Annotated in this window: 18 protein-coding genes; 11 read left to right on the plus strand and 7 right to left on the minus strand. The window is 68.9% G+C overall.

The genetic code is table 11. The features are described from left to right. Positions 1–132: 132 nt before the first annotated feature. A complete protein-coding gene (locus OV427_RS20450) occupies positions 133–2,421 on the minus strand; it encodes a hypothetical protein (protein ID WP_267857812.1) in 2,289 nt (762 codons plus the stop codon). A gap of 138 nt (positions 2,422–2,559) precedes the next feature. Between OV427_RS20450 and OV427_RS20455 the strand changes: the two genes are divergently transcribed. The 3 genes from OV427_RS20455 (at position 2,560) to OV427_RS20465 (ending at position 4,434) form a co-directional block, all read left to right on the plus strand. Next, positions 2,560–2,910, plus strand: a complete 351-nt coding sequence (locus OV427_RS20455) for an ArsR/SmtB family transcription factor (protein WP_267857813.1) — start codon at positions 2,560–2,562, stop codon at positions 2,908–2,910. Continuing rightward, positions 2,907–3,398, plus strand: coding sequence for an SRPBCC family protein (locus OV427_RS20460; protein WP_267857814.1), 492 nt, complete (start codon positions 2,907–2,909; stop codon positions 3,396–3,398). The genes OV427_RS20455 and OV427_RS20460 overlap by 4 nt, the downstream gene beginning before the upstream one ends. A gap of 262 nt (positions 3,399–3,660) precedes the next feature. Further along, positions 3,661–4,434, plus strand: coding sequence for an NADase-type glycan-binding domain-containing protein (locus OV427_RS20465; RefSeq protein WP_267857815.1), 774 nt, complete (start codon positions 3,661–3,663; stop codon positions 4,432–4,434). A 508-nt stretch (positions 4,435–4,942) separates the two neighbouring features. Here OV427_RS20465 and OV427_RS20470 read toward each other — a convergent pair. Next, positions 4,943–5,773 carry a cyclase family protein gene (locus OV427_RS20470; RefSeq protein WP_267857816.1) on the minus strand — a complete coding sequence of 277 codons (831 nt, stop codon included), beginning with the start codon at positions 5,771–5,773 and terminating at the stop codon, positions 4,943–4,945. Positions 5,774–6,001: 228 nt separating this feature from the next. Between OV427_RS20470 and OV427_RS20475 the strand changes: the two genes are divergently transcribed. The 5 genes from OV427_RS20475 (at position 6,002) to OV427_RS20495 (ending at position 11,982) form a co-directional block, all read left to right on the plus strand. After that, positions 6,002–7,489 (plus strand): TIGR02996 domain-containing protein, encoded by a 1,488-nt coding sequence (locus OV427_RS20475; protein WP_267857817.1) that lies wholly within the window; start codon positions 6,002–6,004, stop codon positions 7,487–7,489. A 145-nt stretch (positions 7,490–7,634) separates the two neighbouring features. Further along, positions 7,635–9,050, plus strand: coding sequence for a serine/threonine-protein kinase (locus OV427_RS20480; RefSeq protein WP_267857818.1), 1,416 nt, complete (start codon positions 7,635–7,637; stop codon positions 9,048–9,050). Positions 9,051–9,518: 468 nt separating this feature from the next. Continuing rightward, the gene (locus OV427_RS20485) at positions 9,519–9,689 is read left to right on the plus strand and encodes a hypothetical protein (protein ID WP_267857819.1); all 171 of its coding nucleotides are present in this window, start codon (positions 9,519–9,521) and stop codon (positions 9,687–9,689) included. 194 nt (positions 9,690–9,883) lie between these two features. Next, a complete protein-coding gene (locus tag OV427_RS20490) occupies positions 9,884–10,372 on the plus strand; it encodes a hypothetical protein (RefSeq protein ID WP_267857820.1) in 489 nt (162 codons plus the stop codon). A gap of 827 nt (positions 10,373–11,199) precedes the next feature. Further along, entirely contained in the window at positions 11,200–11,982 is a 783-nt protein-coding gene (locus OV427_RS20495) for a hypothetical protein (RefSeq protein ID WP_267857821.1), read from the plus strand. A 7-nt stretch (positions 11,983–11,989) separates the two neighbouring features. Here the strand turns inward: OV427_RS20495 and OV427_RS20500 are convergent, their stop codons facing one another. Further along, on the minus strand, positions 11,990–12,478 hold the full coding sequence (locus OV427_RS20500; RefSeq protein ID WP_267857822.1) for a hypothetical protein: 489 nt from the start codon (positions 12,476–12,478) through the stop codon (positions 11,990–11,992). A gap of 274 nt (positions 12,479–12,752) precedes the next feature. Then, entirely contained in the window at positions 12,753–13,667 is a 915-nt protein-coding gene (locus tag OV427_RS20505; protein ID WP_267857823.1) for a hypothetical protein, read from the minus strand. Positions 13,668–14,100: 433 nt separating this feature from the next. Between OV427_RS20505 and OV427_RS20510 the strand changes: the two genes are divergently transcribed. After that, positions 14,101–14,358 (plus strand): hypothetical protein, encoded by a 258-nt coding sequence (locus OV427_RS20510; protein WP_267857824.1) that lies wholly within the window; start codon positions 14,101–14,103, stop codon positions 14,356–14,358. A gap of 92 nt (positions 14,359–14,450) precedes the next feature. Here the strand turns inward: OV427_RS20510 and OV427_RS20515 are convergent, their stop codons facing one another. Continuing rightward, positions 14,451–14,720, minus strand: coding sequence for a DUF4253 domain-containing protein (locus OV427_RS20515; protein WP_267857825.1), 270 nt, complete (start codon positions 14,718–14,720; stop codon positions 14,451–14,453). Between the two features lie 42 nt (positions 14,721–14,762). Here OV427_RS20515 and OV427_RS20520 point away from each other — a divergent pair, with 42 nt between their 5' ends. Together OV427_RS20520 and OV427_RS20525 are read left to right on the plus strand one after the other, a co-directional pair. After that, positions 14,763–15,293: a gamma carbonic anhydrase family protein gene (locus OV427_RS20520; protein ID WP_267857826.1), complete on the plus strand. Its 531-nt coding sequence runs from the start codon at positions 14,763–14,765 to the stop codon at positions 15,291–15,293. 225 nt (positions 15,294–15,518) lie between these two features. Then, complete coding sequence (locus tag OV427_RS20525; protein ID WP_267857827.1) at positions 15,519–18,269, plus strand: Ig-like domain-containing protein; 2,751 nt, start codon at positions 15,519–15,521, stop codon at positions 18,267–18,269. A 208-nt stretch (positions 18,270–18,477) separates the two neighbouring features. Here OV427_RS20525 and OV427_RS20530 read toward each other — a convergent pair whose 3' ends face one another. Beyond that, positions 18,478–18,768 (minus strand): hypothetical protein, encoded by a 291-nt coding sequence (locus tag OV427_RS20530; protein WP_267857828.1) that lies wholly within the window; start codon positions 18,766–18,768, stop codon positions 18,478–18,480. 393 nt (positions 18,769–19,161) lie between these two features. Then, entirely contained in the window at positions 19,162–23,172 is a 4,011-nt protein-coding gene (locus OV427_RS20535) for an Ig domain-containing protein (RefSeq protein WP_267857829.1), read from the minus strand. Positions 23,173–23,707 lie beyond the last annotated feature (535 nt).

The following is a 23,707-nucleotide window of genomic DNA, read 5'->3' on the forward strand; positions in this document are numbered from 1 at the left end:
AAGCGTTGATGCGCGTGCCCGCCACCGCGCCGCTTTCGTCGCTCGCGCGGGCCTGGGGCTGCTGGGAGGAGCTGCGTTCCTGGACGGTCCGGCACGGCGGAGCACCTGACGCACGTCAGGCGCTGCGAACGACTACGCGTCCTCTTCCCTGCGGAAGGACTCGACGCTGGGTCCATCAATGCCGCTGGCGGCGCTCAGGAATCCATTGCCGTTCTCGGCGCCGACGTCAGCCTCTCCACGAAGGAGCGCCTCCAGCCCCGCGCGCGTCGTCGGAAGCCCTGCTCCGCGGAGCAGCTCGTCGGCGTTGACGCCGAGCCTCCAGAAGCGCTTGTTGTCGAGCAGCGCCTGGAGCACCTCTCGCCGTGCCTCGGACGATTCCGCCCGTCGCGTGGCGGCGAGCGCCGCCCGGGTGACGCCGTAGACGGCGGTCAGGTCCGCCTGACGCAGGGCCTGGATGAGCGTGCCGTGGTGCCGCGCTCGCTCCTCGGCAGGCAGCAGCGTGAGTACGACCACCGCCCCCATGTCTTTCGCCTGCGCCCGCTCCAACAGCACCGCGACGGCCCTGTCATTCTTCGGAAGGTGGAGGCGCAGCCAGCTCCTGGCTGCCTCGCTCCGGAGGCGCTCGTCCTCCGAGCCCAGCGCGCGTTCGAGCGCGGCGCGAGAGGCCTCGGTCGCGGGATGGAGTGAGAGCATGCGCGCCGCGAGCATGCGCGGGTCCGGACTGCCCGCCCGGCCCTCGAGGAGCTCGCACAGCGCTCCGGCGGCGCGCGCGTCGTCAGCGAGGCCGAGCAGCACCGTCGCGGGCTCGCTGACAGCCGGGTTCGCGTACCGGGACAGGCGGACCCAGGCCTCCACATGCTCGACGAGCGCGAGGTGGAAGAGGCCGTGGCCGGGTTCGAGCCCCGCCTCTTCCAGCGCCTGGGTCGCCCGGGTTGGACCAGGCCCCTTGCGCTGGCGGAACGCCTTCTTCAGCGCATTCGCGGCATCGAGGTTGTAGTCGCGGGTCCCCACCCTCGAGAGGAACGTGAGCAGTTGTTCGAGCGCCGCTTCGTCCCTCAGGTGCGAGGTGATGGCGCATATGAACGGGAGCACCGGGCCCGCGAGCTCGGAGATGGAGCCGTGGTGGAACAGGTTGTCGCTCAGCGAGCCGAAGGCGTGCTCGATGGCCGCCGGGTTGTCGAGGGTCATGAGGCGCAGCAGGTTGGGGACCGTCTCCGCCTCCAGGTCGAAGAAGCTCGCGAAGCTTCCCCACTCCACGTCCATCGCCTTCTCCAGGAAGGCCGGCACGGGCTCTCGCTGCAACTGGAAGATGAGCGGCAGCAGCGTCCCGAGCGCCGCCGATGCTCCGAGCCCCAGCCCACCGACGTGGAGCTCCCGTGCCTCCGCGTCCCCGGCATGGAGCATCCACGTCCCGGAGAGCTGCCCGTCCTGGACCGGGCCCTCGCCCACCACGGTGCCCTGCGCGTCGAAGGTGCGTCCTCGCCCCTCGCCAGGCAGCAGCTCCGTTCTCGGTCGGCCCTCTTCATCGAAGTACTGGACGCGGACGAGCGCATGTTGCGCATCCCGGCGCTCCTCCCTCCCGATGCGGTCCGGGAGGCTCCCCCAGCGCTCGATGGATTCACCCGAGACGAGCGACTCGACCTCGCGGAAGCCTCCCTGCGCGTCGAAGGCCCGGCGCCGGACCCGGCGGCCCGTCTCGTCGAGCCAGGACTCATCGAGCACGCCATCGTGCTCATCCAGGGTCCGGTACTGGCGCTCGTGGCGGGGGCGACCGTCCTGGAACTCGCCCACCTCGAGGATGCCCCTCGGCCTTCCGTCCGGGGCCACTCCGGAGAACCGCCACCCCTTCCACGTCCCCACCGGCCCCTGCTCCGCGTCCACCGTGCCGGCCACCCACTGCTCGCGTGACGGAAGCCAGACGGCTTCGGCCGGAAGGAACGCTGGCCGTGGCGGCGCGGCGGGCGGCTGGAAGGGCTCACCGGGCGGCATCGAGACAATCCGCTTCGCCAGCTCCGGCTGGCTCGCGAGCGCGGCTTCCAGGGCGGCACCGGGCTCATGTCCGAAGCCCAGGGCGAGGAGCGCCTCGACGGCCTCGGTGTCGCCCTGCTCCGACGCATGGACCAGCACGTCGCCCTCACGCCGGAAGTCAGGCGAGCGGCTGCCCGTGCTCCGCCGGTTTCCCGCGTGGTACGTCACCGCGACGAGCTCGCCCTCCAGCGTCCAGCGCCGGTGAAGCCCCTCGGGCAGGCCTCCGCTCTTGAAGAGGCCCGTCCCCCACGCGCGCGCATCGTCGGTGAGCCAGGCGTCTTCCGGAAGACCGGCGGGCCGCGCCGGCGCCGGCTCGCCCCGCGGCGTCAGGGACTGGCCTGCAGCATCGAAGAGCGGGGAGGGGCCGTTCGGCGGAGGGGCGGGGAGCGACATGGTGGAGCGTGGTTGGAGCCGCCCGAAGTATAGGCCGGATGGGAGCCCTGTTGAGGATGACGGGAGGGTGAAGAGGGACCAACAAGGGCCGGAGGCGGGCCTTGACGAACATATGCACCATGGTGCATATACACGCCAATGCAACTCGATGTCTTCCAGACGCTCGCGGACCCGACGCGCCGCCGCATCATCGAGGCCCTTCGCGCTGGCGAGCAGCAGGTCAATGACGTCGTCGAGAGGGCCGGAATCCACCAGTCCGGTGTCTCGCGGCATCTGCGCATCCTCTCCGAGTCGGGCTTCGTCTCGATGCGCCCGGATGGGCAACGTCGCCTCTACGCCTTGAAGCCAGAGCCGTTCCGGGAGCTCGAGGCGTGGCTCACCCAGTACCGGGAGCTGTGGGAGGCGCGACTCGACCGCTTCGGGGCCGCACTGGAGAAGAAGCAACAACAACAGACTCGTCGAGTCAGAGAGCGGAGCAAGCAGAAATGAGCAACGCGAACGCGTCACGCAGTGAGGCGAAGGTCGTCATCGAGCGCACCTGGCGGGCGGACATCCAGGACGTATGGGAGCTCTGGACCACAAAGGAGGGCTTTGAGTCGTGGTGGGGACCGCAGGGCTTCCGCGCCGAGGTTCAAGAGCTCGACGCGCGCACGGGCGGTCCCCTTCGATACGAGATGATTGCCGACTCGCCGGAGATGATTGCCGCGATGAAGCAGATGGGCCAGCCGACCTCCCACGCAACCCGCTCCCGCTTCACCGAGGTGAAGCCTCGCTCGCGGCTCGTCCTCACGAACGTCATCGACTTCATCCCCGGCGTCGCGACCTACGAGAGCAAGATCGCCGTGGACTTCTTCCCCAGCGGCGACCGCGTTCGCATGGTCGTCACGATGGACGCGATGCACAGCGATGAGTTCACGAAGATGCAGCAGGAGGGCTTCACGAGCCAGCTCACGAAGCTCGACTCGCGGTTCGCTTGAGCCACCGGGTGGGCATGCCGGTGGGCGGGAACCACGAACCGGCGTGCCCAACGTGGCGGCGGCGCTGACCGAGGACGCCCTCGTCGCGGCCCTGGCCTCCCGGCTGATGCCCGTGGTGGAAGCGCGCGCGGAGTGAGGCGTCTCCGGGCGGCGGGATGGATGCGTCCCGCCGCTCGGGAGCACCGGGCTGTGGACCGGTGACGCCGTCGCTGGGAAGGTAGGCCCTTCGCGTCCCCGCTCGGACGCACGAAGGGAGCTGACGATGCAGGGGTACTCTGCCGAGCACACCCGAGGACGCGTGGCGTCCCGGTGGGTGGCGTTGCTCATCACCGGATTCGTTCTCACGCTGCCCGGCATCGCCGCCGCCCAGGCGTACGAGGGCAGGGCCTGTACGGCGAAGGGAAGCCTCTCCCTGAAGGGGCTCCAGGTGGGCGCGAGCCTCTCGGGCGGAATCTCCCATGGCCTCACGGGGGACTTCTCGGACTGGGCGTCATCGACGCTGCTGCCGAAGGGCAAACCTCCCGCCTGCGAGGACTGTCCACCCCAGGCCGAGGACGACCTCCGCGAGCGGGAGATGACCGCGCACGAGTGGACGTGTGGCTATTCGGCGGAAAAGGCGATGGACGGCAAGCCGGACACGGCCTGGTGCGAAGGCGCGAAGGGAACAGGCGTGGGAGAGGTGCTGCTGGCGAAGGTGGAGCCGGGCAGGCCGGTGAGCATCTGGGCGGGCTTCGGCAAGTCGGCCCAGCTCCATGCGGCGAATGCGAGGCCACGCAAGGTCCGGCTCGCCGTGCTCCAGGCGCGGAGCGCGACGGCAAGTCAGTCGAGCATCGACTACGGAGGGCTCACCGTGGCCGCCATGGGAGAAGTGGAGCTGAAGGACGTCAACGACTACCAGGAACTGAAGCTCCCCGCGTTCAAGCCCGACTCAAACGCCGCGGGCACCTTCGTTGCCATCGAGGTGCTGTCCGTCTACCCGGGCAAGAAGTTCACGGACCTGTGCATCAGCGAGGTGCGTGCCTCGGACAGGCCCTGAGGGAGGGCGCCCAGGTGGAGCTGGAGTGTCGGGAGCGACTGCTACTTTCGGAACGCAGTCCCAACCGAAAGCGGCTCCTCATGAACCCGTCGATCAAGTGTGTGTTGCTCCAGGGTGTCCTCCTTCTCTCCATCGGCGTGCTCGGGGCGTGTGGCCCCGTCGATGAAGACGGCGCGCCGGCCCTGGAGCAGGCGTCCGAGGTGAGCGCCGCAACCAGTGCCTGCTGCACCGCCCTACCAGGGACGTCCCAGGGCTTCTGTGACGGCCTTCCGCAGACCCTGGACCGGTGCAACTCGGCCAACGGCGGCACGTCCTGTCAATGGACGTGCGGGACGCCGTGCTGTCAGGCGTTGCCCGGAACTCCTCAGAGCTTCTGCAACAGCCTTCCGCGGACCCAGTTCGGGTGCAACGTGGCCAACGGTGGCAGCGCCTGCAACTGGACCTGCGCGGGTCCTCGCTGGTAGTGGCTGGACCTCACCCACGCGCATACGAAGAATGGAAGAGCACCTCATCGCGATGAATCCGTCGCGCCGCCCTCCGGGGGAAGGAAGGCGAACACCCGCGCCGGGGCGCCGCTGCCATCCTTCACGGACAGCGGAGAGACGACGAGGAAGGCCCCCACGGGTGGCAGCGCGGAGAGATCCGCGAGGTTCTCGATGTGGTAGCCGCCCCCGGGCAGGAAGTCCTTGTGCTGTTCGAAGGAGGCATTGGGCCCCGGGTCCGTGGAGAGCGTGTCGATGCCAATGGCTCGCACCTTGCGCTGGCGCAGCACCTGGCTGGCGGCCACGGAGAGTCCGGGGAAGTGCAGGACACCCGCCGCGTCCGCGTTGCGGTAGCGCTGCTCGTCGGGCCAGCGCGAGGCCCAGCCAGTGCGGATGAGCACCAGGTGCTGCGGCTGGAGTGGGCCATGGGCGCGCTCCCATGCCTCGATGTCCGTGGGGGACACCGCGTAGTCCGGGTTGCCCGCCACCTGCGCGGTGACGTCCAGCACCGCGGCCGGGCCACTCAGCATCTCGACAGGGAGTTGGTCCACGGATGCCGTGCCCGCTGCAAAGTGGGCCGGCGCATCCACATGGGTTCCCCCGTGCTCGCCGAGCTCGAGCTGCCGGATGTAGTACCCGTCACGCTCGACGGTGCCCAGCACCCTGGCATTGAAGCGCGTCCCGCCCGGGAAGAGAGGCATCTCCGGAGTGATGGGATGGCCGAGGTCAATGACACGCGCACGTGAGAGCCAGGCAGCAGGTGACTGCGCCTCGTGGCCACCAGCGCCCGAAGTGGCGCAGGCGCCCGACAACAAAGGCAGAGGGAGCAGCAGGAGCTTCCAATATCCATTCTTCATGCTGAAGCACCTCGTCAGTGGATTGAACCCGAAGCGAGGGTACTCCAGGGACACGAGACCTGGCCCGATGCATGGAGAGGCCACCCTGCCCTCGTGCTCCCCACACGCAGGCAAGTCGAACGCACGCACGGAAGCTGTTCCGGCTCACGAGGTGAGCTTCACGCCGGTCCACTCTGCGTGCTCACCCCCGAGGATGAGGGCGCCGCCCGCACGGTACACTGCCGCGCCGTGAGAGCCCCCCTGAGAGAGCTCCTCGGCCGCGCGCTGGGGGCGTTCGAGTGTCATGCCGACGAGGTCGCCCTGGGGCACCTGCTGGAGGCCTGGCGTCACTCTCGCGACGCGCGTATCGCCTCGCTCGTGGAGGGATTGTCGGAGCGGCTCACCCGGAGGCTGTCTCCGCTGGACTGTGGCCCGGGCTCCGAGTCGATGAACTGGCGCCGGCCGTTGGACCTGCCGCGGCTGCTCGCCAGCCTGCGGGAAGGCGCGGACCGTGGCTACCCCGGCTCGCTGCGCCGGGCGCTCCGGGGCTTCCGTGAGTGGCCGGAGGACCCTCGCTTCACCTCCGTGCTGCTGGAGATTGTCCGCATGCCCATCGCCACGGACGTGGGCGTGCCCGATGTGCTCTGTGAGTTGCTGGCGCACGTGAGGGACCCACGTGTGCTGGCGCCTCTGAGGGAAGTGCACGCGGGTCTTCCTCCGGGCAACGACTTCGCGGCGCGGCTCGACGCCGTCATCCAGCGCATCCTCCCGAAGGTGGGCCCGCCGCTGGACGAGGAGTCCACGCGCCTGTGCGAAGAATGGGAGACGGCCTTCTGCGCGCGCGAGGACTCGGAGGCCCGGAGCGGACCGGTGCGCGAAGCGCTGCTGGCACGCGTGTACGCGGACCCGGAGGACGTGTCCGCGCGCCTGGTGCTGGCGGACCACCTGCTGGAGCAGGGCGACCCGCTGGGAGAGTTCATCACGCAGCAGTGCGCGCCGCAGCCGGACGAGGCGCGCATCCAGGACCTGCTGAAGGAGCACCAGCTCCAATGGGAGGCGCCGCTGGGCGCGAGCGTGGTGCGGGGCTTCGTCCAGTTCGAGCGGGGCCTTCCCGTGGCCGTGCTGATGGACCACTCCCGAGGCGAGCCGCTCCCCGAGCCCGGGCCCGGCTGGTCGACGGTGCGGGAGGTTGGCTGGAGCATGGCGACGTATCCGGGCGCGGAGGTGGAGGCGTGGCTTTCGCACCCGCACCTGCGGAACGTGATGTCGCTTCGGAGTCTTGATGCGGAGATGGCGCGAGGGCTGGGCTCGCGCCCGCTGGGGTTGAGTCACCTCGACGTGTCGGGGCCCCTGGTGGAGAAGGCGCCGGACCTGTTCACCCGGTTGGATGGGTTGCCCCGGCTCACGCACGTGCTCGTGTACAACGCGGCCCCGGAGGACGTGCGCCTGTGCGCGACGTCGCGGCTGGCGTCCCGGCTGGTGCGCTTCGAGGCGCGCGGAACGGTGGCATGGGCGCTCATCGTGATGGTGCGAAAGCAACTGCCCGTGCTGGCGAAGCTGTTCAGCGCGGAGGGAGTCCCGCCGCTCGCGCATGCCATCCAGGGCGCGTCGGGCTTCGGCATCCGTGCGCTCCACATCCATGTGGAGTGCCGGCTGACGACGTCGGACCGGAGACACCTCCAGGATGCGGCCTCCCTATACGAGAGGGTGGAGTGGAGCCGGGAGGGGCCCGGGTAGAATGAAGAGAGCGGCACGGCTTCTCCACCGGCCCGGCCCACAGCACCGGCCGGCACCTCGCCCACCTTGCGGGATGGCGTTGGAGTCCAACTACCTCGCGAGTAGTCTCCCCGAGCGCGGTGCGGACCGCCTCACGAGGTAGCTCATGGAGTCTGACGTCCTCAATCCGGCAAGCCTGCTTCCCGGGACGCATATCGGCCCGTGGCGTCTGCTGGAGCAGCGCGGCCGGGGCACCTACGGTGTCGTCTACCGCGCCGAGCCCGCGGAGCCGCGGGCCGCCGACGTCGTGGCCCTCAAGCTGGCCCTGCACCCGGGGGACGCGCGCTTCGCGCGTGAGGCGGAGCTGCTCTCCCGCATCCGTCACCCCGCCGTCCCCCGCCTGCTGGACCACGGCCAATGGCAGCCCCGGGAAGGCGTGTCCTACGCCTGGCTCGTCATGGAGTGGGTGGAGGGCACGCCGCTTTATGAGTGGGCCCAGGCCTGGCGCCCATCTTCACGACAGGTGCTTCAGGTTCTCGCGCGCCTGGCCCGTGCCCTCGACGCCACCCATTCGGCCGGAGGCCTCCACCGCGATGTGAAGGGTGACAACATCCGCGTCCGACGCGAAGACGGTTTGCCCTTCCTCTTGGACTTCGGCTCCGGACACCACGTGGGAGCCGCCACGCTGACCTGGCAGCCCCTTCCTCCTGGCACTTCGGCCTACCGCTCGCCCGAGGCATGGCGCTCCATCCGCCGCCTCAGCAAGCGCTCCGCTGTCCCGTATCCCCCGGGGCCCGCGGATGACCTCTTCGCCCTGGGTGTCACCGCCTATCGATTCATCACGGCGAAGTACCCGCCGGTGGCCCACCCGGAGGATGAGGATGCCTGGCTCTGGCGTCCCGAGGAGCTCGCGCACTGGACGGCACGAGTCAGCAACTCCCGCTGCCTTCCGGAGCTGAGCGCGCTGGTGTCCCGGATGCTCTCACCCCAACCCGAAGCGCGAGGCAGCGCGCGGGAGATGGCGGAAGCGCTGGAGCAGGCTGCGCGCAGCGCGGGACGTGAGGCGGACGTGCCTCTCTTCACGGGAGAAGAGCCGCGGCCCGCGGGCCTCTTTCCCCTCCCCCAGCACTTCACGATGCAGCGCCCTCCTCGCCCGCGCAGGTGGCCCTGGTTCGCGGCCGCGGGCCTCGGAGGCGCACTGGCCGCGGGGTTGCTGAGTCGCTCCGAGGCGCCCCAACTCGCGGAGCAGGAAGAAGCAAAGGATGCCGGCACCGTGGCCGTCGGGGACTCCGCACTGACGGCACCGGTGTCGCCCGAGCGAGCCCCCTCCATGTGGCGACCCATCACGGAAGACCTGCCACCAAAGCCCCTCCCAGGGCAGCGGCGCCCGGACGGCAATGGCCGCTGTCCCGGCAAGGTGCAGGTCTCAATCAACGGCGGCTGTTGGACGAAGCTGTCCGTGGACCAGAAGGACTGTGATGAGAAGGGTGCCTTTGAATACAGGGGCGCGTGCTACTTCCCTGTCATGACTCGGCAACGCCCTGCCACCTCGAGCCCCGCGGAGCGAGACGACAGCCCATAGCCGTGTGCAACCCTCCCCACGAGGCCGGTGGGGAGGGTGAAGAACCCTCGGATACCGGGTCTAGGACGGGTTCGTACTGATGCACGTCGACATGCACGTGCCGAGCGTCCCCGGGCGGCCTACGTCATAGCAGCAGATCCAGCCGACATCGCAGTTGGCGCTGGTATCGCACGCGTACGACCTCTGGCCCTGCTCCTGCTCCCCCAGGGACTCCTCATTTGCGGCTCCGGGCTCCACGTCACCCTCGACTCCGCCACAGCCAGCCAGCAATCCAGCCATCAGCAGCGTTCCAAGAACACGTCGCATGTGCCCTCCTGGTTGTGAAGCGTTGCAATAATAACCCAACTGCTTCACCCATTTCTCCCTCCTGCCAAAACCAGGGATGAGCACCGTGGTGGGTACAGTCGCGGGCCCGCCTCACGGGGAGCGGCGGGCTCGCGGCATCGTCTCCTGCCTCGGAGCAACCGCATGAACCAGAAGCCGTCGCTGCCGTGGGACACCCGCGCCTACAACGAGGCGGAGACGCAGTTGACCGACGCGCAGAAGCCCCGGGCGCGAGAGCTCATCTCGCAGGAGCGCGAGAAGCAGTTCCATGAGCGCGAGGCCATGCGCCGGCAGATGGACAGCGTCAGCCGCTGAGCGGCCGCGTGTCAGGGCCCCCGGGGCGAAAATCCTCGCGAAAAGGGCATGTCGAAATCGCGAGCCCGGCTCCGACCTCGGGGTGAAGGGCGGGTCGCGGCCCACCAGCGGGCCGGTGCCGCCGCCCATTCCCGAGGAGGAAGCACATGTGGAGCCAGGAAGGACTTCGAGGCGGGGCGCTCTCTGGACACGGGGTGGCTGTCACGGTGGGCGGTGGTACGGCACGGCCCTCCCGTCGCGTGCTGCGCCGCGTGGGCGCGGTGTTCGCGGGCCTGCTGCTGAACGCCGTGCTCGCCACGGCCACGGACGAGCTCCTGCGCGCCACGGGCGTCTTCCCTCCCATGCAGCAGCCCATGGCGGACGCGCTCTTCGCGCTGGCGACGGCGTACCGCACCGTCTTCGGCATCGCCGGCTGCTACGTCGCTGCACGGCTCGCGCCCGACAGGCCGATGCTGCACGCGCTGTGGCTCGGAGGCGTGGGCCTCGTCCTGTGCCTCGTGGGCGTCGTGGTGGCGCTGGGGCAGGGGCCCGCGTTCGGGCCTCTCTGGTACCCGCTGCTCCTCTGCGCCACCGTGCTGCCCAGCGCGTGGGTGGGAGGGCGGCTCGCCACGCACCGCCGGCAGCGTGCCGGTGGGCACGAGGAGCGCCGTGGCGACCTCCTGCGTCCCTCTGCCACTCGGTGAGATGTTCCACACCTTGACGTAGGCCGCGGCCCACTTGCCCTGGCTCAGCGTCGTGCCCTCCAGGGTGCGCACCCTCAGCGCGTCGATGGTGCAGAGCACAGGCCGTGCAGCCCCTCTGGGCACACGCCAGCCCAAGCGGACCAGCCAGGCAGCAGGCCGCAGGGGGCGTCCAAATCTCTGTGGGGGCTTGGGGCTCAACACCCCGCGCTCCGGGGGGCCCGAAGCGCTGGGGCCCACCGCGCAGGCCGCGAGCGCCTTGCCAGGTGCTCCACAATGGCGGGCACCCCACCGGGGGCTGTCAGGGATGCCAGCGCCCACCTGCGGCCTCCACTCCGAGAGCAGGCCAAGACGTCCTGCGCGCAAGTCCGGCGCACCAGCCCAGCCCATTCCACTCGCGCCGTCCGCTCCTTCTTCGCTTCCACCTTCGCCCCCACCTCAGCCGGTGGGCTCGCCTCTTGTCGCTTCGGCCCTGCCCTCGCTTGGGGGAACACCGCCCCGCGCGCACCACCGTACAGGTCTTCGCACTACCCGACGCGGGCCTGCGGGTGGAAATCGACTGCGTCGCGTACGTGCCTTGAGAATTCGGGACGGACTGGGGCCCCCCGCGTGGTGGGTCTCTACAACCCTCGTACTCGGAATTCCTCATCCTCTGGGATTGTCGAGCACGCCCCATCAAAGACAGGCATAAAACAACACGCACACCGCCCCGGAGATATGAATCACATCCACAGAACGGCAGTAGCGTCCATTCGCGTTTGGCATTTCGGGAGCCGCACTCCACCTTGGCCTCCTCCGGTTCCCCAACCGGAGTTTCCAAGGAGAAAGCCTTGTTTCGACTGAACCCACGCTTCGCTGTGCTCATGCTGGCCGTCACTCTGGGAGGCTGCGGCCCCGAGGAGATGATGAAGGAGGAGACGGACACGGAGACCGAGGCCGTGCTGGCCACTGCCGAGCAGGAGCTGGTCGGCAGCGGGTCGTACGTATGGACGTCTTCCAGCGCCGCGACGCCCATGGGCACCTCCACGGACCGGTTCTGCTTCCTGGAAAAGGTCCGTGGCCGCCTCGATGGACCTTCGGACCACGTGCGCATCTTCGCCGCGGATGGGAGCTGGTACCTCCATGGCAACGCTGGCAGCGGCGGCCCGCTGCAGGCTGGCGCCCGGTGCGCGTACCGGAGCGGCGGCGTGCTCTCCGGCGAGTATGAGTGGACGCCGGGCCAGAACCTGCCGACGAACATGGGCACTGCGTCCGGTCGGGTGTGCTTCCTCACGCGCGTGGACGGTGAGTTCAACAGCGGAGGCCACTGGATCCGTGCCTACGTGAGCGGCGGCTCGTGGTTCCTGTTCGGCTCCTCCAGCAAGGTCTACGGACGCGCCCGGGCCCGCTGCATCACCGTGCCCTCCTACAGCGGCGAGTACGTCTGGAGCCAGGGTCAGTCCTACGGCGAGCACATGGGAACCACCACCAACCGGGTCTGCGCCCTGGTGTACATGGCGGGTGAGTTCGCCAGCTTCAACGAGTACGTCGACATCCTCCCCACCGCAGGCTCCTATTACCTCCGCGGCAGCTCGTCGACGTATGGCGTCGCCGCCCGCGCGCGCTGCTTCTGACGCGCCATCAGGACTTCGACACCTGGCCCGTCAGCCGCTGCCACTCCGGCCAGAGGTTTTCGACGGGCCTGCCCAGCTCCCGCGCATGGGCGATGGCCTCCGCGGTGCCGCCCTCCGCACCGGACCACAGCGCCACCACGTGGTCCCCTCGCGAGAGCACCCACCTGTCGCGCACGGTCCACATGGCCGGCGCGCGCTGGGAGAACGCGACGTGGACGAGTGCCGCTCGCTCCAGCAGTGACTGGAGGTGCGCGTACGCCTCTCCCGGCCAGTTGCGCCCCTGACCGGGCCACGCCAGCGCCGCCACCAGGGGCACCACCTCCTCCAGCGCGGCCTCAGCCATCGCCAGGTCCCAGCCGGGCGCCATCCCGCAAATCACCTCGACAGGCCGCGCCCGCTGGAGCCACTGGCGGGCGAAGGCGCGCAGCCGGGACGCGGACTCCTCGCTGAAGCCTCCCAGCAGGTGGGGTTGGTGACCTGTAACAGCGGCGCGCATGTGGAGGCTCCAGTCCAACAACCCAGCAGGGACTGGGCGCCTCGCGCATCCTGACAGCCGGACACAGGCCGCCAGTGCGGCCGCTCCGCGCCGGGCCAGAGCAGAGGCCGTGCAGCCCCTCTGGGCACACGCCAGCCCAAGCGGACCCGCCAGGCAGCAGACCGCTGGGGCATGAATGAGCCCCGCGGATTTGGACCGCTGGGGCATTGGCTGTCGACGCGGGCTTGAATCGCGAGCCCGCGGAAAATGCCGGCTACTGGCGTGGCGAGGCCGTTCAGGGGGAACTCGTGCTGGGAGCGACCGGCATCTGCACGGTACCCCCGGCCGACATGTACAGGTCGTTGGGAAGGGGAATGATGGACCGGGGGAGGTCGAAGGCCGCCTCCTCCTCGTCCATGACGGTGAAGGTCCAGAGCGCCGCCACGTCCTCGCGCGCAATCCCCTGCCCCATGACGAGGTCGAACACGGGGGCGTAGCGCAGGCGAAGGGCCTCCAGGGCCCGCGCCGCCGCGTCCGTCAGCCCGGAGACGGTGCTCCGTCCGGAGGCGTCCACGAGCGGCGTCGTCGAGCGGACCCGTTGCCAGGAGGGGCTCGCGGCGAGAAGCCACCCCTGCGCGTCCCTCAGGCCCGCGGCGCCACCCACCAGCACCACGACATACCGCGCGCCCTTCGGCCAGCCTTCGGGCTGCGGGGGGAAGATGCTGATGCGCAGCGTGTCCGGGTTGTAGCCGATGGTGGGCTGGGATTGGCTGGTGGCCCCCGCGAGCTGGATGACCCGGATGTTGGGCGCACGGACAGTGCCGGGGTCGAGCCGCGCCGAGGCTCTGGCGGAGGGGACGGACGACACCAGGAAGCCGTTGAGCGAGTTGAGGTAGTTCTGCGTAAACGCACGCTCCGCGGGGGAGGCATCTGGCAACAGCGGAAGGTTCAGCCGGCCGGTGACGGAGTCGAGATACACGTCATTGATGTCGGGAACGATGGGCAGCGCGCCGAGCGGCTCGAAGAGGATGGTCGTGGTTCCCGCGGGGAGGCCACCGTCACCTGCTCCGCTGTCAGGCGCCTCGCAGACGCCTTCGCCACAGGTGTCACCGGAGCGGCACGTCTGACAGGCGGCCCCGCCCGTACCGCAGGCGGAGACGCTGCTCCCTGGCTGGCAGACGCCGGCGCTGCAGCAGCCAGCACAGGTCATGGGGCCGCATGAGGAGGTATCGGGAGGCCTTGAAGGCTCGCTGCACGCGGCCACGAGCAGAAGCATCATGGCCGCACGGCCCGCGAATGGGGAGACGCGCATGAAAGAACTCTCGCTGGGCAGGTGCGGCCGGGGGAGTCGCCAATCTATCACGCATGGGCGTTCCTACCTTTGCGGTGTGGCCTCCGGGCCACACGCGTCCTTGCTGCCCACCCGGATGAAGTCGAGCGGTGCCGGCTGTCGCTGTAGGAGGCCCAGCCGCTGGTCAGCTGCGTCCCGGGATTCCTGCTGATGTCCCCGCTCTCGTACGAGAGGCGCTTCGCGTTCGAGTGCGTGTGCTGCTCGGAGGCGGGCTCGCCTCTTGTGGCTTCCGCCCTGCTCACGCTTGGTGGAACACGTGTACAATGGCAATTCCCCTACTGGAGGTTCACCGATGATTCAGAGGCTTGTCGTGACGATGTGCCTGGCGCTGGGTCTGTCCGCGTGTGGTCCGCAAACGCCCGAGGACACCGCCGCCCCGTCGGGGACCGCGGAGCAGTCCGTGGTGCTCCCTACCGGACCTACCGTTTGTGACATGGACGGCTGCCCCACGGGCATGTGTGCCATCAAGGCCGTCCCCAGTTCGAGCTGTCCGGGTGGAGCCCTGTACTACTGCACCACCATCGTTCGCGGACAGACGCACTGCATCTGATTCACGCGAGGCCCGGCCGGCTGGATTCCGTCTCCCCGGCCGGACCTCCGCCGCGCGCAAGTGGCACGCCTTCGCGCGCCGCCAGGCGGCCTTCAGTCCCACCACAGGGACCACGTGGTGGACTGCATCAGGGCGGTGGCCTCCTGCGCGGCCGTGCCCATCTCGGAAGGCTTCAGCGCCAGCTGCTCCCGCGCGAGCGCCAGCGCGGCGTCCCGGTCCTTCGCGGGCCGGTCCACCACCCACTCGACGATGCCCGGGCGGACAGAGGCGACGCGGGCGCCATGGCGCTCGTCCCTTTCGCCCGAGGCGCGTGACACTCGCTGATACGAGGTGACCTGGCGGGTCCGTCGGATGAGCCACAAGCACCTTGCCTCGGGGGTGCGGTTGCGATGGGGTGCCGGGCCATGCCTCTCTATGCACTGGAAGACGTGTCTCCCGAGGTGATTCCCGGCGCCTATTGGATTGCGCCCACTGCATCCGTCATCGGACGGGTGCGACTGGCTCGCGACGTGAGTGTGTGGTGGGGCGCGGTGCTGCGCGGGGACATGGACCTCATCGACGTGGGAGAGGGAACCAACATCCAGGACGGCTCCATCCTCCATACCGACGCGGGCATCCCCCTGGTGATTGGCGCGCACGTCACGGTGGGCCACCGCGCCATGCTCCACGGCTGCACCGTGGGGGACGGCAGCCTCATCGGCATCGGCGCCACCATCCTCAACGGCGCGCGCATCGGGAAGGGGTGTCTCATCGGCGCCCACGCGCTCGTCACCGAGGGGACGGAGATTCCGGATGGCTCGCTCGTGGTCGGCGCTCCCGCGCGCGTCTTGAAGCAGGTGAACGAGGTGCAGAAGCACGTGCTCGAAGGTTCGGGCCCCCACTACGTGCACAACGCCGACCGCTACCGGAAGACGCTGCGACACATCGGCGATTGAGCCGATATTCAGGGTCGCGCAGAACCGGGGCGGTGGCCTGAGCCAAGATGGCGCACTCCGCTCCAATCTGGCGCGCGCAGGAGCTCCAATCTGGACGGGAGTCCCCTCTTTTTGGAGCGGTTCCCGTCTGACGGAGCACTGGCACACGGCTCGCACCGCGGGGAGGTGAACTCTCACCGCTCGTGAATATTGCGCGAGCGGTAGAGCACCGGGCCGGAGACACCCATGCACGTCGTCAAATCGAAACAATTTGTATCACTGTGGCTGCTCACACTCGTGGCGCTTGGCGCTGGCTGTGGTTCGGAGCAGGGCGGAGCGCAGCCGGAGCCCCATGCGCTCGGCGAAGCACGGCAGGAGGTCGTCGAGTGGACGGGCAGTTTCTCCCCGGGGCGCTGGAACCACACGGCCACGCGGCTCGCGGACGGGCGGGTGCTGGTGGCCGGAGGTGAGACGTCGACGAGCAATTACAGCTCGGCTCAGCTCTACAACCCGGCCACGGGCACCTGGACGGCCACGGGCTCCATGAATGCCGCGCGGACCATGCACTGCGCCGTGCTGCTCGACGATGGCCGCGTCCTCGTCATGGGCGGCAACAGCAACGGCACCACCAACCTGGCCAGCGCGGAGCTCTACAACCCGGCCACGGGCACCTGGACGCTGACCGGCTCGCTCTACCAGCGCCGCCGCTACCACGCGGCCGTGAAGCTGAACAACGGCAAGGTGCTCGTCGTGGGCGGCCTCTACAATGTCAACGACACCTACCTCGCGTCGGCGGAGCTTTATGACCCCGCCACGGGCACGTGGACCTTCCTGAGCCCGGGCCTGTCCGCCACGCGGATGGGCGCCTCGGCCATTCTGCTGCCGGATGGCCGGGTGGCGGTGCTGGGCGGTCAGGCCTACTCCGGCACCACGGACGTCTCCACCCAGGTGGAGTTGTTCAATCCCGCGACGAACACCTTCAGCTCGGGAGGCTCGCTCAACCAGAGGCGCTACGAGGCGGGCTTCGTGGGGCTTCCCGACGGACGCATCCTCGGAGCGGGCGGCTGGGGCTATCTGAGCTCCGCGGAAATCTACAACCCGGCAACGCAGACCTCCCAACCCATCAACCCGATGGCGCAGGTCCGCGATTCCCCGGCGCTGGTCGCCCTCGACTCCACGCGCATCCTCGCGGTGAGTGGCAGCTTCAGCGGTAGCCCTCCCTACAGAACGCCCTCCATCGAGGCCTACGACACCACCACCGGCACCTGGAGCACCTTCGGCTCGCTGCACACCGCGCGCAGCGGGCACACCGCCACGCTGCTGACCGGCACGCCGCTGCGGGTCCTCGTGGCCGGAGGCTCCACCGACAGCACGGACCTGAACAGGGCCGAGGTCATCAAGGACGGGCCGGACACGACGCCTCCCACGTGCACGATGCTGTCCCCCTCCGCCGGGAACACCCTCAAGCAGACCTACACCCTGGCCGTCAGCGCGTCCGACAACGTGGACGTCACCTCGGTGCAGCTCTACGTGGACGGCGCCCTCCTCGGCACCGCCGCCCGCCCCTATCCCCTCTCGGACCCGAACTTCTACTCGCTCTCCTGGAACACCACGTCGGTGGCCAATGGCGCCCACACGGTGTCGGCCACCGCCCGGGATGCCGCGGGCTACGTCACGTCCACCGGCAGCGTGAGCTTCACCGTGGACAACGACCTCACGCCGCCCACCGTCAGCTTCACCTCGCCCACGGCGGGGACCGTGCTGAGCCTGACGGCCACCCTGACGGCGACCGCGTCCGACAACGTGGGCCTGGCCCGCGTCGAGTTCTACCAGGGCACCACGCTGCTGGGCTCCGACGCATACGCTCCCTACAGCTTGAGCTGGGACACGACGCTGGTGGCCAATGGCGCGTACACGCTCACCGCGAAGGCCGTCGACACCACGGGCAACGTGACGCAGTCCTCCAGCGTGGCCGTCACGGTGGCCAATGAGACGGTGCCCCCCACCGTCGCGATCACCGCTCCCGCCCCGGGCGCCGTGCTGCTCGGCACTGTCACCCTGACGGCGGATGCCACGGACAACGTGGGCGTCACCCGCGTGGAGCTCTACCGGGGCAGCACGCTCATCGCGACGGACTACACCGCGCCGTACAGCGTGACGTGGGACACGCGCACCGTGGCCAATGGCGCGTACGCGCTCACCGCGAAGGCCTACGACGCGGCCCGCAACACCACCACCTCCGCGGCCGTCAACGTCACCCTGAACAACGACCTCACGCCGCCCACCACCAGCGTCACCGCACCCTCGGCGGGGGCCTCGTTGAGCGGCAGCGTCACCGTGTCCGCGAGCGCGTCCGACAACGTGGCGGTGGCCCGTGTGGAGCTCTACCGGGACACCACGCTTCTGGGCTCGGTGGGCACCGCGCCGTACAGCGTGACGTGGGACACCACCAGCGTCGCCAACGGGAGCTACACGCTGACGAGCAAGGCCATCGACACCTCGGGCAATACCACCACCTCCGCGGGCATCGCCGTGACGGTGGACAATGACTTCGTCGTCAACGGGGGCTTCGAGGGCTCCTCCAGCCCGTGGACGCTGACCGGCCAGGCCTTCTGGCGGAACGGCGGCTCCTCGCCGCACGGCGGCTCCGGCAACCTGGAGCTGGGCCCCCTCAGTGCTGGCAGCAGTGGCTCCGCCGAGCAGTCCTTCACCCTCCCGGCCGGAAGGGCGGCGACGCTGTCCTTCTGGCTGTACATCACCAGCGGCGAGAGTTCCCTCCCCATCGACAGTCTCGCCGTGGAGATCGTGAGCAGCTCGGGCGCGCTCACGAAGCTGCAGGGCTTCTCCAACCTCCAGAAGGGAACCGGCTACGTGCAGTATTCCTACAGCCTGGCCTCGTACGCGGGACAGACGGTGCGGCTGCGCTTCCGCGCCACCAAGAGTGGCTGGTCCTCACTCATCACCGTGTTCCGGGTGGATGACGTGTCGGTGAAGTAGCCCGCCTCGTGGACCCGGAGGCCCGGGTGCTGTCGCGCGTGGACGCGTACGCGGGCCGAGCCTGACCTGGTGACCGGGTTCATGAAACCCGGCACTACCACCCCCAGGTGAGCTTCAGCTCCACGTTGCCCGAGCAACCGCGCAGGGGCTCACGTGGAACGCCGTTCTTCTCCGCTCGCGCTGCGAGACAGCGCACTCCCGTCCTTCGCTAGCCTTCGCCGCCGCAAGGCGTCCGTTGCGATACGGCTGCGTATGGTGTCCTTGGACCTATTATGAACACCCTGAAACCACAGCGGCAGACTTCTCGCCCCACCTCGGCCGTGTAGGTCGCATCGCTGTAATAGACATTGGTGTAGGCGTACGTGCAGAACTGAGGCGGCGGCACCGCCTGTGCGGTCACGGGAAGCGGCTCCTCCACATCCGCCTCCGGGCCTTCCACCCCGCCGCATCCCATCAACAACCCCGCCGTCAGCAATCCGCCGATGAGTGTCGCGCGCATTCACCCTCCAACAGAAAATCAGGTCTGGTTTGTACGACTGAACAACCTATCACACGCTACCCCAGGAGCCTGCCTGTCATTCCCCTCAGCCGCGGCTATTGCGGAGGTCGTCGCCGCAAATGCAGCTACCGGGCTCCGTGGGAAAGACATGACAACAGACGCTTGTTCTTCCTTTCGCACTCCTCGGCGCTGGGTGCTGCGTCGTGATGCAATGCCAGCGTAGTGAGGCAGGTCCGTCCCTCCAATACGGAAAAACCGCAGGTCGTGGTGAGTCAAAAGCAGAAGGCCCCGGCGCGGGAAGCACCGGGGCCTTCGGGTCAGTCCTTACATCATCGTGACGAGAACCCACTTCCTGGACGACGGAGGTTCAGCCCCGCGAGTTCCGGCCCGACCTCACGGTCGCACGGTGATCCGGAACCCGGTCCGAGAGGCGGTCTGCCGCGGCGCGTAGGAGTCCACGCACGTCAGGTCGAACACCGTGGTCCCCTCCCTCGTCGGCACACCACTGAGCACGCCGGTGGCGGCGTCCATGCTCAGTCCCGGCGGCAGGGTGCCGATGACCGTCCACGTCCACGGGGTGTTGAACGCGGCCTCGCCGTCGCGGGCGACGCGGGCCTGGTATTTCTGGCCGAGCTTGCCGTCCGGAAGCTGCTGCGACGGGATGGACGGCCCGTCGCTGAACGCCGCCGCAGCGGTCATCGCGCCGGAGGTGAGGCCGACGAGCAGGTCGATGCCGCCGACCGCCCAGGCGCGTTCCGGGCCATAGGTGCCCGGTTTCTTGGCGCCGAAGCGGACCGCCTGGAGCAGGCCAGGCACCGCCGCCAGGCCCGCCTGCGCCTTGGCGTAGTCGTTGGGCAGGCCGCCGCTGGCGGTGAAGCCAATCTGGCCGGCGGCCGCGGTGACCGCGAGGACCGGGCCCCAGGTGACATCGTCGAGGTTCTTCAGCGCCGGCACCTTCACCTGGTTGAACAGGTACAGGTACACCACGGCCCACGACAGGATGGCATTGGCCGCCGCGAACGCGAACGCGCCGGTGGCGTGTTCGTTGTCCCAGTCCTTGCCACTGACCGGCGGGCAGGCGGCGATCATTCCCGCGCTGGCGACCAGGAAGGCGTTCGAGCCTCCGACAAAGGCGGCGGTGTCGAAGCCAGGTATATGGCTGTCCGGTAGGACCGGGATGACGTCCGCCGCGGCGTTGGTGAACGCGCCCGCCATCCCCATGACGCCGCAGACGCCCTTCACGATCTTCATGTTCTTGATGAAGACCGGGTCGGCGAACAGGGCCGCCCTGGCCTCCGGGTCGTGGTCGGCGTCGCGCCCGCTCCACATCGGTGCGGGCAGCGTCGGGAACGTGCCGCCGGGGAACGGGCTGCTCTTCACGCCATGGACGAGCTTGTAGGCGGTGGTGGTCAGGAACGCGCCAATCAGGCTGATGAGGCCGCCGAGCGTCATGTCATCGCGGTCCGGCACGCCGCTCTGCTCGTGAATCCACGAGTACAGGCTGTTGACCGGCCCCAGTGGCAGCGGGAGGTCCAGCACCGCCTTCAGGCCGTCCGCCACGTCGGTGAGCAGCCCCACCGCCGCCTGCAGCACGTGGTCCACGGCCTTCAGGGCGGCGACGATGAGCTGCTCGAGGATGTCAATCAGCGCGACCATGCTCGCCTTCGCCGCCGCGGCCGGGTCCGCCGGGTTGGTGATTTGCGTCAGCAGGATGTTGAGATCGCCAAGCACCGTCTGGAACTCGTGGCTCAGGTCGGTCTCGCCGAGCCGCGCCAGGAACGTCGTCCACGCGGCATCTATCTTCGGGTCGATGGCCCCTGCGGTCGCGTTCGGGGTCAGGGTGGCGAGCATCCGGGGACTGACGGTCTGGTCGAGCAGCCAGGTCCCCTGCGGGTTGCTGTGCAGCTCCTCGGGAGAGATGACGGTCTTCGTCTCCTTGTTCGTCACGGCCGGCAGCACGTTCGCCGCGTTTCCCACCGGCTGCCCGAGGTACTGCGCCTTGATGGCCTCGAAGTAGGCGTGGGTGGCGGCTTCCTGCTTCTCGAACCAGCCGTGCAGCCGCCCGCCGTAGTGCGAGAACGTCGACGAGGCAAACGCGGCCATCTCGTGCAACCCGGACTCCAGCGCCTTCTTCGTCTCCCAGATGTCCTTGAACGAGAACAGCGCGGTCAGCCAGTCGACCATCTTCTGCACGGCCGTGACGACCAGGCTCACCACGGCCTCGACGGCCCGCACGGCGGTCTCGACGGTGTCGATGATCATGCCGACGAGCTCGACGAAGGCCTCGCCAATCTTGATGAACACGGTGGTGACCGTGTCGACGATGACCTTCGCCACCTCGATGACGCCGTTCTTGATGCCCTCCCAGACGTCGCCGACCCAGTTGGCGAAGTCGTCCCAGATTCCCTGGTACCGGGGGTGGGCGCGCATCGCGGCGCGGTGCGCCTCGGCCTCCTCGGCGGTGGTGAACTCGTGGTAGGCGATGGCGCCGACGGCCGCCGCGGGCGACAGGTCCGGCCCGATGGCGAAGCCGTGGATGGCCGGCGCGCGCCCGGCTCCGGTGTGCAGCGCGGATTTCATGGGCTGGCCGGCGGCCTGGCGGAAGACATTGCCGGTGCTGGCCACGACCTGCTTGCAGCCGTCGAGCTGGGTGCCGGGCTTCACGACAGGCTGCTTGTCGGAGGTCTTGGCGGCCAGCAGCGCCGGACCGCTGAACAGCCCGTCCTGAGAGGGCAGCGGCGAGTTGCCAGCGAGGTATTCGTGGACGGCCGCGGCCGGCTGCACGACTGCGCCGTTCTCCAGTCCCGCGGCGTCCACGTGCAGGGTGGCCGGAAGCAGGCCGTCGGCGGGAGTGGCGATGGTGACCTTCCCCAGGCCGTTGGTCGGCACCTCGACGATGTGCCCGGGCCCGACCAGGTACGAGGCACCGTCGACCTGGATCTCCACCAGCGTCTCGGCGCTGATCTGCACCGGCCGCCACGCCATCGGGTTGCCACGCCGGTCCCGCAGGGTGACGGAGCTGACGTAGTGGTTCACCAGGTGCGGGCCGCCGGTGGCGGTCAGCCGGATCTTGTCGCGAGACCAGCGGATCGACGTGACGTCCTGGGTGTGGACCGCGTACTTGTCCGCCGGCGAGGCGACGCCGGAGAGCTTCACCAACTGGCTGGGCAGGTAGTCCGGGTAGGGGTCGAGGGCGAACGAGACGACGTCGGGCACCAGCCCGACCCAGGTCGGCACGGTCGCCGGCGCGGCGGTCGTGTGTTCGGCATGCGCGTGCTCCGCGCCGCCAGGCGGCGGGGGAGTGTTCGTCGACCGCGACCACACCGGAACGCCTCCCTCGTCCCAGCTCACCTGGTGCAGCACCTTGAGCCGGCCGGTCGTCTTCTCACCATTCGGCAGCGTGTCCGGCCCTATCCCGTACACATGCATCAGACCATTGACGTCGATCCACGACTTCGCGGTGAGCACGCCCAGGCCCTCGGTGTAGCGGTACTTCCCGTCGGGCGCCCCCTCGGCCATGTTCCAACTGACCAGCTGACCGGCCGTGTCGAGGTACACCACGCCGATGTCGGGCATGTCGTAGGAGCGGTAGACACCCACGATCTCCCGCGCGTCCGAGGCAATCGCGCGGGTCTGCACCACGTCGTTCCCGGCGTGCCGAACCAGCCTGTTCCCGATCCGCCAGTACGCGATTCCATAGTACGGCAGATGCGCCACGTTCCGCGTCGAGGAGACCGTCCCGCCGACGAGCTGGTCGAGCGTGCCCGGGTTCGCCGCGACGTAGAATGTGGAGAACCGGTACTGCTGGTTCATCACCGCGTCCAGCTTGAGGACCGAGCCGTTGCCTGCGTCGATGGCGGTGACGTACGGATTCGTCCCGTCGTAGTACACGAACATGTTCCGGACCCCGGAGACCCCGGAGCCGTCCACCGAGCGGACCGCTCGCGGCACGTCCGTCCACGTGCAGAGGACGTCCCCCTTGTCGTCTGTGGAGGACAACCTCAGTGCCTGGGGGCCGTTGCCGTTCCCGCCGTTGTAGATGGCCCAGAGGGTGAAGTCCTGCGGATGCACCACCACGATGACTTCAGTGGCCCGCACCGCCGCGGCCTTCTCGCCGAGCACGGGGAGCTGCCGCCACCCGGTCTCGGACCCGGCGCGCTCCAGGTAGGTCAGATGCCCTTCGGTGTCGACGATGAGCGCCTCCTCCTTGCCGCCCCGGAACGGGTTGGCGAACAGCGCGACGGTCCCGTGGCCGTCCTTGATGGACAGCTCGTCGGCGGCCACGGCGTCCTGCATCAGCAGGCACGACACGGTGGCGGAGCCCGGCCGGCCGAGGTCGGCGTCGTCTGGGACCGGAATGGCATTCGCCCGGAGGACGGAGGAGTAGGCACGCGTAACGCTCATGGTGAGACCGCCAGTCGAAGGTTGTGAGGGGGATGGCGGTCCAGAGAGCAACTGTCGTGCCCTGCCGCCACCTCGGAGTGACAGCCAGCGCGTGAGGGCCACTGGCTGTCCCTTCGCGTCTTTCCGAAACGCTTCCGCGTCCAGCAGTCACGCCGGGCCAACGGTGCGTGAGCACGAAGACGGGCACGTTTTGAAGCCATGCGTCATGTCGCGCTGCGACGGTGAGTGTGAGTTGCATTGCGTCATTCTCAAACTCGCAGACTTCGTGACGGTCCCCTTCCATGCCCTTCGAGCCGAGAGGTAACCTTCGCACCGCGCCGAGGGAACGATTCCCCTCGACGCAGAGCGAAAGGAAAACACCATGAAGATCCTCAAGGCGTTGAGTGACCGCTTCCTGAAGTTGTTCCTGTCCGAAGTTCCCGCGGGTGCCTGTGTTCCGAACATCGGCGAGTGCTGTACGGCCAGGCGCATGTCCCACAGCTGCACGGGCCCCTGCGTCAAGTCCTCTGTCTGCTGATTTCTGACTCATGACTCC

Source organism: Pyxidicoccus sp. MSG2 (genome assembly GCF_026626705.1).
Taxonomy (GTDB): Bacteria; Myxococcota; Myxococcia; order Myxococcales; family Myxococcaceae; genus Myxococcus.